Below are 15778 nucleotides of genomic sequence, written 5' to 3' on the forward strand. Positions count from 1 at the left end.
TATATCAATAAAATTGTAAGATATTGAACCGATTAAAACAATGATATATACTAAGATATAATTGATTTATTCTAAGATTGGAGAAAAAAATGGCTAATATATATTATGTAGAATACGATGCTACACATCCTGCAAGTTTTGTTTTTGATATGCCGGGAGGGCATGATTGTTGGCTGTTGGTACTCACACAGACTCCCGCACAGTTCTGGGTAGACGGACATATGACAGAATACCCTGCAAACAGTGCTGTTTTATACCCTCCCCATCATAAAATACTCTATCGTGCCTGCTCAGACAGATATGTTAATGATTGGGTTCGCTTTGATTCCGCCGAGCCATATATTATTGATACTGCAATCCCTCTGGGCACTCCATTCCCATTGTCTGATCCGGAGTATTGCCACAAACTGTTTCAACTGCTTGTAGCGGAAAATACTTTAAGCAACAGTCATAAGGAGCTTACCATTGATTATTTGCTTAAAGTATTATTTATAAAACTTCATGAAGCCTCCGAGCACACAAAAAACTTCAGTCAAATTCAGTCAATATTGGAATTGCGAAGAAACATTCATAACAACCCGGGCCACAGCTGGAGTGTACCTGCCATGGCAGACAGCCTGCATTTAAGCCCGGGCTATCTGCAAGCATTATACAAAGAAACTTTTGGGGTTTCCTGCATGAAGGACGTGATAAATTGTCGTATCCGTTTTGCAAAAGATCAGCTAAGCCACAGTCCGCACACCATAGCAGATATATCGATACTATGCGGATATAACAATGTAGAACATTTTGTCAGGCAGTTTCATCAAATTACCGGCTGTACGCCCAGTGCCTTCCGCAATTCGGTAAAAAGCTGACACTATATTTTTTAAACTATTTTGTACTTTCGTAAAAAGTAATTGTAACACCGCCTGCTCCACCACCCGGATCTGAGCTCAGATATAACTTTTGGTTCAGGTAGGAGTATTTACTGTCTGCCCGAACTTCGAACGTAGGTACAAGAGATCCGAATTGACCTCCATTTCGAACAATAATGATTTCTCCATCATCGGTTTGCCAAAGATATCTGGCATCTATTGTCATAGGATTTGATAGATTCTGATAATCCGCACCCGCCGATAGTATTTTGGCCGTTAAATTTCCGGTCACAGTTCCGCCTGTTATAGGGATAATGTTTCTGCTCCCTCTCTTGCTTGCTCCTACCGATTGACTTGCCCCAAGGCTGACAGACTCTGTTATGAATTTGTTACCATTTCTTTCGGAATATGCCTTTCTGAAATCCCAGGGCTGATCAGGAACATCGTCAGGTTCAGTTACTATTAATGAATTCGTGGCATCCGGCGTAAAACTAATACCTGATATATCATAAACACTAATCTTCATTGTTCCGGCAGCCTGATCTATAATACGCCTGCCTGCATATTTACCGGAGTTAAGCCAATTGTATGAGCTTGAGTTTGGAGCCTCAAAATCCCATACCATTCTCATATCATTCTGCTTTATGGCTGTTCCGGCACTTCTTAAATAAATATAACTCCCGTCATTGGCTTTTAACATCAGTAATTGTTCTATTTCCATTACACCATTTGAAAGAGTCAACTGAAAGTCAAGTCCTCCCGACATCACAGTACCTTGTATTTTAGTACCGGTTATACTTCCATTTTGAATTACAAAAACTTTTCTCTGTCCATATTGTGTTTTTCCTAAATCATAACTGTTTTGCAGCTTCATGGTAGTTTCAAAAACAAGTACTCCTTTTTCAGGCTGAGGTATTCCGGCAGCCATTCCACACGTCCATGATTCATGGGGAACAAGTATCTTACCACTGTCATCAGCAGCATCAGCAGGCAATGTGGCAATTAAGCCCAAAAGATACTTTTTAAGTATAGCGTAATCAAGTGCATCAAGGGTACCGTCACCTGTAACATCCCCAGCTACTAGATTTGGCAAAGTACTCGATTTAGCTAAGAGATAGGCTTTGAGTAATGCCAGATCCACCGAATCAACCGCCCCGTCCATATTAACATCACCGTATTTAACAGTATTAGCAGTGGCTGTTACCGTAGGTTTTACCACTTCTGCAGCAACCGCAGTTCCCATTGCCATTGCCCCAACAACTATATTGCTAATTACAAGAGTTAACAATAATGCCTTTTTAAACATGTAAATCCCCCTCTACTTATTTGTACTAAAATATTATCCTATTATTTGTAAATAGTAAATATTTTTGGAAATGCATTTAAATAATGGATTAAAAGGGGGGGATAAAAATAGCATCTACCTATTGATAGATGCTATAAGAATACACTTTGTTTATTTGCCTTTGATTTCTTCAAAGGCTGCTCTAACTTTTGCAAACTCAGGAATTGAAGGTATCGCACCTTTTTTCTCAGTACTCATTGCAGCGGCTATATTTGCCGTTAATACAATTTCAGAAAGCTTTTCTTCCGAAATTTCCAGAAAATTTGCATTGCTATTTATAAATCCAAATATCAAGGTTCCCCAAAAGGTATCTCCTGCACCTGTTGTATCCACCACATTAACAGGATACTCCGGAAAAGCACCTATATACTTATCTGTCGCATAAACACAGCCTCTTGGGCCCATAGTTATTGCTACAAAACCAAGCTTGTATTTAAGAAGTTCCTTCAAGCAATCCTCAGGTAATGTTTTTCCTGTTACCATTTGTGCTTCTTCAAGAGACAGCTTTGCTATATCAGCATACATTAAACCTAATTTCATTGCTGATATTGCACTGTCCTCATTTTCCCATAAAAGTGCTCTGTAATTTGGGTCAAAGGATATTATTTTTCCGCAGGATTTAGCATATTCAACGGCTTTTATTGTTGCTGAAAGTGAAGGCTCATGAGTCATTGACAATGTTCCAAAATGGAATACTTTGCATTCCCTGATAAGCTCTAAATCAATTTCCTCTGCTGAAAGACGTGTGTCAGCACCATGATTTCTGTAAAAACTAAAGCTTCTGTCTCCCTTATCATCTAAGGTAACAAAGGCTAAGGTTGTATTATAATCTGAATCAGAAACAAGATTGCGACAATCTATTGAAAGGTCTAAAAGCTGGTTCCTTAAAAACTCTCCAAATACATCGTTTCCTACCTTGCCAATAAAGGCACACTTTACTCCAAACTTAGATAATACAGCCAATACGTTAGCCGGAGCTCCACCCGGATTCTGTTCAAAGCGTCTGACCGAATCATCGTTGGAACGACTCTGTGTAAAATCTATAAGAAGCTCCCCAAGAGCTACAACATCTATCATAACTCACCCAACTTTCAATAATTATTAGTTTACCATATAATATATAATATCCTCCTTTAGATGATATTTCAATTCAATTGGGGCAAAAAATAGTTTGCTTTAAATTGTAGTAAAAAACGTATCCACAAAGTAACCTATTTGCTTATCGGCGAACAAGTCTTGCTTATTATAACTCTCTCCAATCAAACCCGCCACAACAACTAAAATAAAAACTGCAAGCGGGTATCGGCATATTGAAAATAATGCCGGTACTCTCTTGCAGTTTTATTCTGTAAATTCTATTCGTTTGACTTTAAAGATGTTACCATGTTGATTTTGCCTATCTTTACACTTAACAAAAGATTAATTAAAAGCGCTCCTCCTGCTACCAGTACCGAAGCAAGGATATAACTGCTGAAATTAATGTGTGAAAGACAGACTATGGTATCATTTGAAAGAATCTTCATAAAAACGTCAACAAATATTTTTCCAAAAGGTATGCCTACTACCCACCCGACAAATGAAAGTACGAGGCTTTCTTTAAATGCTAATACCCTTATTTCTACCGGGTATAATCCTATTACTTTTAGTGTTGCATATTCCCTCTCCATCTCAGTATAGTTAAGCAGCCCAAGGCTTGATAAAACAACTACTACAAGCAATATTGCAGCAAATAAAAGCACATATATTATTGAATTGGTACTATCAAAGACTTTTTGCATTGAATCCCGTTGACTCTCTTTGGTAATAATTTTGGACTCAATATTATCTTTTTTATGGAAATATGAAGCTAAGTTTTTTTCGTTATTATCAGAAAATAACGCATTTGGTTGAAAATCTTGGTTTAAGTCGCTCCAAGTATTCTTTGAAACAAATAAAACCTTAGGAAGTGAGTTGATAACTACTTTACCTATTTTTACATCCCCCCACTTTCCACCTAAAAATCTCCAATTAACGTTATCCCCTTCTTTAACTCCAAGGGTACTTGCAAATTTATCTGAAATTACTAACCCTTTTACCTCAGAAATTTTCACTTCATTTCCACTCACGTCTTTCATACGAATAAAGGTTCCATCATCAACAACCGAAAACATTGCAGTATATTTCTTGCCCTCTTTGTCAGTTCTTATTTCCAGAGTTCCTTCTTGAATATACTGATTAGTACCGCCTATGTCCAAATCCTTTACTTGAGTATACGATTTTGTAACTTCTATTTTGTTATTGTATTGATATAAATTATTATAGGTATAGTCTATTGTGTAGTTAAGAGAATCTTTCATGCCTAAGCCCGCCAGAATAAGCACCATACTGCCAAGTACACCGACTATGCCCATTATTGAACGAACTTTATTCCTGCTGATATTTCTTATAGTGGATTTGATATTGAGGGACATTCTATTCCATAAGAACGGTATCCTCTCCATAAAAGTGTGTTTTCCGATTTTCTGTGCATTTCCTCTCAGAACAAGTGCCGGCATTACTTTGAGCTTACTTCCGCAAGACATAAGAACAGCAAGTAAACAGCACAAAACCATAACAGCAACTGATACAAAACTGCCAATGGTTAACGGCTTGTCCCAATAGGGAACAATTGCCAAATGTCTGAAGGACTGAATCAATACTTCGGGAATGGCTTTATAACCTATTACAACTCCCAGGCCTCCTCCAACCAGCCCCATCCATAAACCGTAGCTTAAATAATGCAGTCTGATTCTCCTGTTGCTATAACCAATAGACATCAATGTTCCTATCTGTGTCCTCTGATTATCTATTAATCTTGTCATTGTTGTAAGCATTGTTAATACTGCCAATAAGAAGAATAAAGCCGGAAAAACATATGTAAACTGAGTAAGTTGTCTGATTCTCTCATTGATATGATTTGTACTTGACTGCTCATCACGCATCAAATAAGTAACGAATTTATCACCAAGTACGTTTTCAATTTTTTTACTTATCTCACCTTCATTCACTGAATCCCCGTAAGTAACTAAAACCTGATTAGCCATATAAAAGCCATATGTATTCGTAAATGTCCTTTTTGACATATACGCGTAACCATTATCTTTGTAATCAGGAATGGCATTTCCTGCAGGTGGGTCGTAAATCTCTTCAGCACTTAAAATAATACCCTTTATCTTCAGCTCTTTATTGTTTATGGTAACAGAATCTCCAACTTTATAATTATTTGCTTTTGCAAATTCATCATCCAGCCATATACCCTCTGCATTAACATCATACTTGGCTCCTGAAACTATATAAGGTTTTGAGATTTCATTGTCATCCGAGACAAATAGTTTTATTTGGTTCTTTCCGCTGGTAGCATTATATGTCAGTCTGGCTTGAACATCTGTTATACCTTCCATTTTTGAAATCTTGTTCAGCTCCTGAGTCGGGTCATCTTTTGTGTAAACCCACATATTGGCCAGATTAACAGTTTTATAGTACTCATCACTGCTCTGAATCAATCCCTGACGTACGCTATCCAAACCTGAAAAAGTTAACACTCCAAATGTTGCAATAAAGACAATTGTCAAAAACTGAGCTTTATTCTTGATAATGTCCCGCAGCATTTTTTTAGTTAATTCCATTTACCACTCCACTCCTTCCATTGGGATAGGCGTACTATTACATTCAATGCTCGATACCTCTCCATTTCTTAAGTGTACAACCCTGTCCGCCGCCTCTGCAATTACGGAATTATGTGTAACAACTATAGCTGTCTGGTTATTTTCTTTACACATTTTATGTAGTGTTACTAAAACCAGCTTACCTGTTTCACTGTCTAAGGCTCCGGTAGGTTCATCACACAAAAGTATTTTTGGCCTTTTAGCCAAAGCTCTTGCTATGGAAACCCTTTGCTGTTCTCCGCCTGAAAGTTCTGCGGGAAAATGTTTAGCTCTGTGTGACAGACCAACTAACTCCAATGCATTGCTTTCCAGAGGGTTATCACTAATTCTTCTGGCTATTTCAATATTTTCACTGGCTGTCAGGTTAGGCAGAAGGTTGTAAAATTGAAACACAAACCCTACTTCTTTCCTGCGATAATCGTTTAATTGTCTGTCGGAGAAGCTTGTAACGTTAGTATTATTAATGACTAATGTCCCGGAAGTTGCACGGTCCATACCTCCAAAAAGATTCAATAATGTGCTCTTTCCTGAACCCGAAGGCCCAAGAATAACAGCAAATTCCCCTTTGTTAATCTCAAAGCTTATATTTTTTATAGCATAAATCTCTTCATCACCTACATTAAACTTCCTTGATAAATTTTCCACTTTTATAAATGGCTCCATCTTTTCATGCACCCCTAAATATATTATTTATTTTCACTGACATGAATAAATCCCTGATCAAAAATATGCTTTACATGTTCATCATCCAGTGAATAAAAAACCGTTTTGCCTTCTTTTCTATACTTAACTAGTTTGGATTGCTTCAATACTCTTAGTTGATGTGATATTGCCGATTGGTTCATATTAAGGAGAACTGCTATATCACATACACACATTTCTGAAGCAAACAAAGCATATAAAATCTTAATTCTTGTGGTATCACCAAAGACTTTGAAAACCTCTGCCAAATCATACAATTTTTCTTCATCAGGCATACTGGCTTTGACTTTATTTACAATATCCTGGTGTATTGCAATACAATCACACTTAATCATCTCGCCTTTCCCGTTCAAATACATCCCTCCTAAATACATATTAACATTTGTTCATATATTCACATTTAATTATATATTACCATATTTATCAAATCAAGCCTTTTAAAGGATTTAAAATAAGTTGTTAAAAAATCCATCATAAAATTCCGGCGGCAGCCCTTCAACTATGTATTTTTCTGCTACAGTTTTACTAAGCTGGGTGTCCAGCGGAATTTTGCCTGTGTCAATTCCCATATCCTGAATTATTCTTCCTATTTTTCTGCCATAGCAAGTTCTGCCTGCACATTTAAAAAATTGGGACATATCCTCCAGAACATCTTTTACTGTATCTTGGGTAATGTCTCCAAATGATAAAGGAACAGCAACACAAGGCGTATATGCTCCGTCATTATTTAAAGTCAAGTAATAGATTCCTGCCGAACATCCCATACATTTTGCACTTTCAAACTCACTGAATAAGACAACATTGGGATAATCGGGATTGTTAATATATTTTTCCTTGATATCCATTATCATTCTCTTGGCTACTTTATAATTCATCTTGCAATCCATTCCTTCAATTTTCCCCTGTGGAATAGGTAAGACAATCCTTATCTCCTGAATGCCTAATTCCGATACAAACTTAAAATACTCTTCTATCTCATCAGTTGTAAAACTGTCAATAATACATATTGTTACTACAGTATAAATATTGTTTGCCTGCAGTACTTTAATAGCCTCTAAGGACTCTTGAAAAGCATTCTTACTATCTCTGGTTTTAACCACTACTTCCTCTTTGTAATGATCCAGACTTATAATAACCCTGCTGACATTGCTGTTACTTAAAAACTTGCAAAACTCATCATCAATCTTATGCCCCGTAGTATACAACTGGGCTTGCATACCCTCCGGAATAAAACTGATAATATCCTTGATATCATTTCTAAGCATAGGCTCTCCCCCGGTAATGCCAATATTGGCAACGCCAAGTTCATAGGTCTGTTCAATAAAGGATTTAACTGATTCAAGACTTAAATCATATCTACTGCTTTTATTTCTATAGCAGTGCCAGCAATTACAGTGGCACCGCCCCGTAACAACAACATCACTTTGAAACAACTTTCTTTCCCCTTTTTTTATACTGTCCAGAGTATCCATTGCTTTATCCCAAGCTTTAGATGGAATAGCAGGTAAAAAGCTATTAATAAAATACTGTTTTTTTGCTGAATCATAGGTAAGTTTAAAACCCTTTTTCTTTAAAAACTTTGCAAAATACTGTCCTGCTTCTGTGTTATTTGCTTCCGAAACAATCCTGTATATTTCATCTTCATTGATAATTTTCTTGAAATTACTCATGCTATAAGCCTCCTTTTATTTATTAATCTCTCATTAAGCATCGGGAATGGTTTTTGCTATTCTATTTACAATCCGTAACATGTCAGCACTCCTTTTTGAATCCATCTTTCCCCATTCAAATCCGTAATTTCTTAATACAGTCTCAGTCCTTTTACAGGTTGGCAGAATCAGCATGGTTGGGTCAAAAGACTTTTCAAGAAGACCCAGATTAATTATCTCAGCTACCAAATGATTGTACTTTTTGCCACCGTTGACTAAGTGCTTCTCAAAGTCGTCGATTGATTGAATCTTAACCTCATCTGAAAGTTCATTAAATAACTGTGCAAAATCAACCAGGCTAATTTTATTGGGATTAAATATGTGATAAATATTACTTTCTTCTTTTACACCTAATAACAATGCTATAGCCTCTGCCGCCTGATCAACAAAAGTTAAATCAAATATTTTTGCATCAAGATCAGGGACTGAGCCCAGCTTCATCATCATACTCAAAACAGAGAATATTGAACTTTCTCCTTCATTTGTTTGAAATATTCCCTCTTGATAACTTTGAACCAAAAATCCCAAACGGTAGATTTTTACGTTGATACCTTCATTTTGAGCTGATAAAGTTATATCCTCTGCGTAAATTTTAGATTGAGCGTATGCTATTTCGGACCTATCCCCATGCGTTATGTCATACTCGGTAAACAAATTCTTATTTTCATACCTGCTGACAGAGAAGCCTGTAGATATGGTAGATATGTAATGAAGCTCCTTCTTATTCTTGTACTTGGAGAACTCTGTTATTCTGCGTGTTCCGTCAATATTGATTCTTTGATAATCCTCCCATAAGCCATAATGATTTATGATAGCTGCCGAATGAATTACACAGTCTGTCTTTTCTGCCAGAGAATCAAATTCTGCCTGACTAAGTCCAAAATTAACTTGACTTATATCGCCGACTATAATTGAAACTCTGTCAGAGTATTCATGAATATAATCCTTTTCTTTAAAGTAATGACTCCATGTTCTTTTTAATCTGTCTTTTGCACTATTTTCATTTTCGCCTCGTACAAGTATGTAAACTTTTGATTGGGTTTTTAACAATAGCTCTCTTATGAGATGACTTCCAAGAAAGCCTGTCCCTCCCGTTATAAAAATATTGTTATAGGCTACCCCCTCTTGTAGCTGTATTTCTTTAAAGCCTTCTGCATATTCCTTATAATCTTTTTCATAGTTTATATCAGGTCTATAATTTGCCAGTGAATCCATGGTCTTTCTCAGTTTGGCAATATTATCTTCGGCGATACTGGATGAACGGCTTACATATGGAGCCAAACTAAGTATCGTTGTATACTTATACATATCCTCTAAAGAAATTCTGATTCCAAGCTCACTGGCCTTGGTAATTACCTTAATTACATTTAGTGAATCTCCTCCCAAATCAAAGAAATCTTCATTAATTCCTACCTTGTCAAGGTTAAGTACTTCCTGCCAAAGTCGAACCAGTTCCATTTCAATGTCATTCCCGGGAGCCATGTAGTTAGTTTCACATTGCTTAATTTCAGGCTTGGGGAGAATTTTCTTATTTACTTTTCCATTTGAGGTTAAAGGAATTTCTTCAACTTCTACATATTGTCTTGGAACCATATAATCGGGTAAATATGTTGCAGCCCAGTCAGACAATACATCGCAGGTAAATGTACTGTTTGAAACAATATATGCGCATAAAAATACTTTTCCGTTTTCATCTTTATAGTCAATTACTGCTGCATTTTCAACAGCTTCATGTCTTATAAGAACGCTTTCTATTTCTCCAAGCTCAATTCTATGGCCTCTGATTTTTACCTGCTGGTCTTTACGACCCTTAAATTCTATATACCCATTTCTATTCATTACTCCAAAGTCGCCTGTCCTGTATACCCTTCCAAAGCTTTTATGCTCAATAAACGCAGCTTTGGTTTTATCTATATCCTTCTGATAGCCTATGGCAACTCCAATGCCCCCTATGTATAATTCACCCATAACTCCAACGGGACATAGCTCAAGATTATTGTCCAGAACATAGAACATCTGATTTGCTAAAGGATACCCGTAAGGAATACTTGTCCAATTCTCATCCACCCTATCAATCGGATAATGAATTGACCAAATGGATGCCTCGGTAGCACCGCCTAAGCTATATATTTTCACCTGAGAATTTTTACCTCTGATTTTGTCAGGAAGAGACACAGGTATCCAATCTCCGCTTAGCATGACAACCCGCAATGTCCCACTGGCACTATGGCATTTATTCTCTTCAATTCTATGTAATTCATCAATATATAGCTCCATAATTGCAGGCACAGTATTCCATACAGTGATTTTTTCATTTGTAACAATATCTATAAGTTCGGGTATATTTCTTGCATTGCCTGCAATATACAACTCTGCTCCTGCCAATATGCTTCCAAATATATCGTATACGGATAAGTCAAAACAAAAAGAGGATATTCCAATCACTTTATCATTTTCTGTTATGCTGTATCTGGAATTAATATCCATGATTGTATTGCAGACAGCTTCATTTGAGATAACAACTCCTTTAGGCTCTCCGGTACTGCCAGAGGTATAAATAACATATGCAATATCAGTTGTCCGTGCTTTTTTATCCGAATCAAACCTCTTGCAGGTATCTTCTGTAATGCTGTGAACGTAAGCAGGCTCCAGCATCTTTTTGCACCCGCTATGTTGGTAAATATAGTTTTGTCTTTCTTTTGGATGCTCAGGATTTATTGGAACGTATGCCGCCCCCGATTTAATTACTCCAAGAATATTTATCACTGTTTCAGCACATCTTGCTGCACTGACACCAACAAAATCTCCCGGGCCTATACCTTCGGATTGTAAAGATATCGCTATACGGTCTGTCAGCAAGTCCAACTCTTTATATGTAAATGACGAATTTCCATCTTTAACAGCAACCTTATGGGTGTGGGTTTCAAAGGCTTTGGACACAATATTCTGAAGCGTTGTTTTTTGAGTGTTGCAAATTGTATCATTGTACTTTTGAATTAGTTTTTTATCTTTGTCACTTAACTCAAATATCTCTTTTGAATAAGAGCCGTCAGGTTTAATGCTTAGCACCAGTTCTTCATATTGCCTGAACATGGTTTCTATCAATTCTTCCTCAAATGCCTCCTCCACATAGTCCCATGTCATGAGCAACTTGCCGCTTATGTCCATAACCTGACAATCTAAAAGAACTTGGGGAGTTTGGCTTATTCCATATTTCAACTCTCCAAACTTGTCCAAAAGGCTGAATTTTTCATCATTAAAAATCATACTGGTAAAAACAATTGGCATAACAGCAGATGTTCCAAGTCCTCTGGCCTTGGATAACTCTTTTAGAAACTCCATTCCGTCAAAGGAGCTATGCCTATAGGAAGCTGCAAACAAATCCCTGATGGCTGTTGCATTCTCCCAAAAATCGTCTTTTGAAATATCCCTTCTATATATGGGCAACAGCAATGCCTTCGTAAAATCTCCTATAACTCTGCTTATACTCTTATCATGCTTGGAACGACCTGTTATTGCCGAATTCAAAGTAAAGGAATCCTGATTACACCAACGCTCAAGTACCATAGCATAGGCTGTACAAAGAAGGATTGTGGGGGGTATTTTCTTTTCCTCTGCCATCTCTTTTATCTTTCCCCATGAACTGCTGTCAACAGTTGTTCCCAACCTTTTAAATTTAGGCAGTAATATTTTTTTATTTGATTTCAAAGGTAATTGAGGAGCTGACGGAAACTCTGTTAATTGCTCCATCCAAAAGTTTCTGTCTGTTTCATACCTTTTAGTCTTTTTTATATCCGTTAATTTATAAACATAATCTCTAAACGATGAATCTAAAGGTATTGGTTCAGTTTCTAAATCATAGCAATCCATTACTTCATTTATTAAAACAATTAAACTCCCTGCATCAGCAATAAGCATATCAAAGTCACAAAACATGTATACTTTATCGCATTCTAATTGTGCCATTTTTATGTCAAATAAGGGCCAAGTATCAATCTTAAATACATGATGGGACATTTCTTCTCTTTTATATAATATGAATTCCTGCTTTTTCTCATTTGATAAATTAGTCAGGTCAAATCGTTCTACAATATAATCATTGACTTCTTCCAGTATTCTTTGCTGCCCTGTTTCTTCAATTACAGCTCTTAACATAGGCTGATTTTTAATAAGCTTATTAAGTGCCTTGTTAAATTTACCTATATCAAGATTATTTTCAAATTCATAATAAATGTGAGTTGACCGGCCTCCAAGCTCAAATACGGGATTTCGTCCCATTAAATAAGCAGTCTGAACATTTGTTAGTGGAAAAACATTATTATCTTTACTCTTTTCATCTATACCCACGACAAATTCCCCCATTACTCTTTATTAATCCTTTTGAGTTCTTTCAGACAAATAGGTCTTAATATCACTAAAGGTTTGTATGTTCCATAAATCTCTATCATTAATTTCAACCCCAAATTCATCTTCTAAATCAATAACCAAATCCACCAAATCCATTGAATCAAGACCTAAGTCCCCCACCAGCCTGGATTCGTCATTAATTTTATCAATGCCCACCTCCGCGTACCTTGCCAATATTTCTTTGATTTTCTCAATCATGTTTCTTCTCCCCTTATCTTTTTATTTTATTAGTAGTAGTTTTTTCGAACTCATTAGCTCGAAGCTTTATTTTTTGTATTTGTTTAAACATAGGCAGTAGTGAATTAATTTCTTTTATTTCTTTTGAAATTACAGCTTCAATTTCTTCAATATCCCTGCCCTCAAAAAGGTCATAATTCGGATAAATTTCAGCTTTAATAACGTCATCTTCACCGAATACAATAACCTCATTTATACAATCCAGTGCCAGTAGTTTGCCTTCAAGTTCTTCAGGGCTTACATTTTCCCCATTACTAAGCACTAAAAGGTTTTTTTTCCTACCTGTAATATACAGGTATCCATTTTTGCCGATATATCCAAGGTCACCTGTCTTAAACCAGCCATTTTCCATACAAGCTTCCGTAACTTCAGGATTTTTATAATACCCTTTCATTACATTCTTACCTTTGACCCAAATCTCATTGTCAACAATTTTTACACTACAGCCCCCACCAATCTTGCCAACGGAGCCACGCTCCCCATTCCTATCAGTATTTGCCGAAACCAGAGGAGAACACTCTGTAATACCATATCCTTGTATTAGTTTTATCCCCATTGTTGTATAAAAATCAATTATCTCAACGGGCAGAAATGCACCTCCACAGACAAAAGTTCTAATATTTCCTCCAAGTACTTCAAGAATCTCTCCAAATAATTTTCGGCTGACATTAATATGGACCTTTTTTAGTATTTTAGTGATTTTCATTGCAGAACTGAACTTCTCATTTTTGTTTTGATTTGCAACCGCCTTTAATATCTCTTTCCTCAGCATCTCCAAAACTGCCGGTACCACAATCATTATTGTAGGTTTATACGTCTTTAAATTTCTCTTCATCATTTTTAAGCTATCATTCAAGCAAATTGTTGCCCCGAAATAAATAGGTGTTAATATTCCAGCTGTTAATTCATATGTATGATTGTTTGGCAAAATAGACAGGAGAATGTCCGTAACAGATACATCAATAACCTGGCTGCAATATGCAATATTGCTTGCAAGGTTCTCATGTGTTAATACAATTGCCTTACTGTTTGAAGTTGTTCCTGATGAGAATACGATTTCAGCAGCAGTATCAGGTGATATCTCTGATTTAATATCTTTATGAGGAGTTTTCAGCATGTCATACAAACAATGCATGTTATCGGATTTTTCATTGAAGTTCACGAAGTACTTTATGCTTCCTACAAATTCCTTTATTTTTAATGCAACGTCATGATAATCATTATCAAATAGTAAGCAGTCCGCATCAACAAATTGAAGCTGCTCAATTATGGCCTCAACAGGTAATAATTTATCTATGGGAATAGCTACATACCCGGCATTCATAACGCCTAAGTACGACACCATCCATTCATAAGATGTTTTCCCTAAGATTGCAATATGCTTTTTCTCAAAATGCCATTCACTAAGTGCAGCTTCAAGAGATAAAATATCATCGAATACTTCCTTATATCTCTTCCCGTATGAAGTTCCATTTTTATTAAACTTAAATAGAATATTATCAGCATGATTGCTTAAACAAGTGTTCAGATATTCATGTATATTTTTAAATTGTTTCCGCTCAGTATAAAAAAAATTTCTTTTTTCCATTATTAAATACTCTTCCTTATTAAAAAATTATAAATTCCTGTAATACATTTATTTGAAGTGCGACCTTAAACATACTATCCATGGACATCATTTTCATTTTATAGATTTTATGTAAATATAATAATTATTTTCCATATTTGTTATAATAATAATTTATATTATTTGTAGACTGCTGTCAATTTATTTTGAATGATAGACTTAAATGGTAATTTTTGTAACATATGATTATTTTTAATTTAATTGACATTCGCAAATAACGCATGTTACTATTAACCTATGTTATTAGTAAATGAGGTGTAGTTAATGTCAATTCAATTAGCAATATTAGGAATACTGAGTTGGAGACCATCAACAGGCTATGAGCTTAAAAAGATTTTTGAGGATTCTTCTTTCATGTATTGGTCAGGTAACAATAATCAAATATACAAAGCTCTAACCAATCTTGAAGACGAGGGTTTTGTTACAAATGAATTAATCCATCAGGACAACTCTCCTTCAAAAAAAATATATACCATAACGGAAGACGGACTCAAAGAACTTAAAAATTGGCTTTTGTCATCGCCGGAGGCTCCTGAGATAAAGAAGACATTTTTAGTACAGTTTGCATGGTCGGATATATTGAGTAATGAAGAACTAAGTGAGCTGCTCTCAAAATATGAAAATGAAATAAAGCTGCAATTAATTATGGAAAAAGAAAAATACAGACGCGCTCTTCATTCACCTAACCGAAGCGCCAGAGAAGGCTTAATATGGGAAATGATTTCGGAAAATATTATTTCAACCTACAAAAATGAACTTAATTGGGTGCAAGCAACACGTCAGAAATTGCTTGCAAATAAAGCAGAGGAGGAAAAAGACAAAATGAATTATGAAATAAGAGAAATAGGAAACAAAAAATATATTGAAGTGGTTTCTGCCACTGAACCTTTAAGTTCAGAAAATACCGCACTTGATTTGATTGCTCTATGCTGGGAACACGAGTGTAATGCACTAATGATACACTACGAAGCCTTATCGGAAGACTTCTTTAAACTTAAAACAAAAGTAGCCGGCAGTATTATTCAAAAATTTGTAAACTATGGCATTAAAGCTGCTGCTATTGTTCCTCAAGAGCCACTTCAAAAAGGCCGTTTTAAAGAAATGGCCTCGGAAACCAACAAAGGTAATCACTTCAGACTGTATGAAAGTAAAGAAGAAGCTGAAAAATGGCTGTTGGAGCTTTACTAAATAACGGCATTTCGTTGCAATAA

11 protein-coding genes are annotated in these 15778 nt (G+C 36.0%); 2 read left to right on the plus strand and 9 right to left on the minus strand.

The window, feature by feature from the left end; translation table 11 throughout:
• Window positions 1-89 precede the first annotated feature (89 nt).
• Window positions 90-857, plus strand: a complete 768-nt coding sequence (locus tag P0092_RS18405; RefSeq protein WP_004620622.1) for a helix-turn-helix transcriptional regulator — start codon at window positions 90-92, stop codon at window positions 855-857.
• Window positions 858-873: 16 nt separating this feature from the next.
• Here P0092_RS18405 and P0092_RS18410 read toward each other — a convergent pair whose 3' ends face one another.
• The 9 genes from P0092_RS18410 to P0092_RS18450 form a co-directional block, all read right to left on the minus strand.
• Window positions 874-2163, minus strand: a complete 1290-nt coding sequence (locus P0092_RS18410) for a DUF3237 family protein (protein WP_004620620.1) — start codon at window positions 2161-2163, stop codon at window positions 874-876.
• A 150-nt stretch (window positions 2164-2313) separates the two neighbouring features.
• Window positions 2314-3279 carry a carbohydrate kinase family protein gene (locus P0092_RS18415; protein ID WP_004620618.1) on the minus strand — a complete coding sequence of 322 codons (966 nt, stop codon included), beginning with the start codon at window positions 3277-3279 and terminating at the stop codon, window positions 2314-2316.
• Window positions 3280-3557: 278 nt separating this feature from the next.
• Window positions 3558-5846 (minus strand): ABC transporter permease, encoded by a 2289-nt coding sequence (locus P0092_RS18420; RefSeq protein ID WP_004620616.1) that lies wholly within the window; start codon window positions 5844-5846, stop codon window positions 3558-3560.
• The gene (locus P0092_RS18425) at window positions 5847-6548 is read right to left on the minus strand and encodes an ABC transporter ATP-binding protein (protein ID WP_004620614.1); all 702 of its coding nucleotides are present in this window, start codon (window positions 6546-6548) and stop codon (window positions 5847-5849) included.
• A gap of 23 nt (window positions 6549-6571) precedes the next feature.
• The gene (locus tag P0092_RS18430) at window positions 6572-6940 is read right to left on the minus strand and encodes an ArsR/SmtB family transcription factor (RefSeq protein ID WP_004620612.1); all 369 of its coding nucleotides are present in this window, start codon (window positions 6938-6940) and stop codon (window positions 6572-6574) included.
• A gap of 93 nt (window positions 6941-7033) precedes the next feature.
• Window positions 7034-8257 (minus strand): radical SAM/SPASM domain-containing protein, encoded by a 1224-nt coding sequence (locus P0092_RS18435; protein WP_004620610.1) that lies wholly within the window; start codon window positions 8255-8257, stop codon window positions 7034-7036.
• 33 nt (window positions 8258-8290) lie between these two features.
• Window positions 8291-12643, minus strand: a complete 4353-nt coding sequence (locus P0092_RS18440) for a non-ribosomal peptide synthetase (protein WP_004620609.1) — start codon at window positions 12641-12643, stop codon at window positions 8291-8293.
• Between the two features lie 24 nt (window positions 12644-12667).
• Window positions 12668-12901, minus strand: a complete 234-nt coding sequence (locus P0092_RS18445; RefSeq protein WP_004620608.1) for an acyl carrier protein — start codon at window positions 12899-12901, stop codon at window positions 12668-12670.
• Window positions 12902-12914: 13 nt separating this feature from the next.
• A complete protein-coding gene (locus P0092_RS18450) occupies window positions 12915-14528 on the minus strand; it encodes an AMP-binding protein (RefSeq protein WP_004620607.1) in 1614 nt (537 codons plus the stop codon).
• A gap of 303 nt (window positions 14529-14831) precedes the next feature.
• Between P0092_RS18450 and P0092_RS18455 the strand changes: the two genes are divergently transcribed.
• On the plus strand, window positions 14832-15755 hold the full coding sequence (locus P0092_RS18455; RefSeq protein ID WP_004620606.1) for a PadR family transcriptional regulator: 924 nt from the start codon (window positions 14832-14834) through the stop codon (window positions 15753-15755).
• Window positions 15756-15778 lie beyond the last annotated feature (23 nt).

Source organism: Ruminiclostridium papyrosolvens DSM 2782 (assembly GCF_029318685.1).
Taxonomy (GTDB): domain Bacteria; phylum Bacillota; class Clostridia; order Acetivibrionales; family DSM-1351; genus Ruminiclostridium; species Ruminiclostridium papyrosolvens.

What these genes read in the sequence shown, in the direction of transcription:
- P0092_RS18450 (WP_004620607.1), bottom strand. Translation starts at nt 14,528, where the DNA reads ATGGAAAAAAGAAATTTTTTTTATACTGAGCGGAAACAATTTAAAAAT.
- P0092_RS18445 (WP_004620608.1), bottom strand. Translation starts at nt 12,901, where the DNA reads ATGATTGAGAAAATCAAAGAAATATTGGCAAGGTACGCGGAGGTGGGC.
- P0092_RS18435 (WP_004620610.1), bottom strand. Translation starts at nt 8,257, where the DNA reads ATGAGTAATTTCAAGAAAATTATCAATGAAGATGAAATATACAGGATT.
- P0092_RS18425 (WP_004620614.1), bottom strand. Translation starts at nt 6,548, where the DNA reads ATGGAGCCATTTATAAAAGTGGAAAATTTATCAAGGAAGTTTAATGTA.
- P0092_RS18405 (WP_004620622.1), top strand. Translation starts at nt 90, where the DNA reads ATGGCTAATATATATTATGTAGAATACGATGCTACACATCCTGCAAGT.
- P0092_RS18415 (WP_004620618.1), bottom strand. Translation starts at nt 3,279, where the DNA reads ATGATAGATGTTGTAGCTCTTGGGGAGCTTCTTATAGATTTTACACAG.
- P0092_RS18420 (WP_004620616.1), bottom strand. Translation starts at nt 5,846, where the DNA reads ATGGAATTAACTAAAAAAATGCTGCGGGACATTATCAAGAATAAAGCT.
- P0092_RS18410 (WP_004620620.1), bottom strand. Translation starts at nt 2,163, where the DNA reads ATGTTTAAAAAGGCATTATTGTTAACTCTTGTAATTAGCAATATAGTT.
- P0092_RS18455 (WP_004620606.1), top strand. Translation starts at nt 14,832, where the DNA reads ATGTCAATTCAATTAGCAATATTAGGAATACTGAGTTGGAGACCATCA.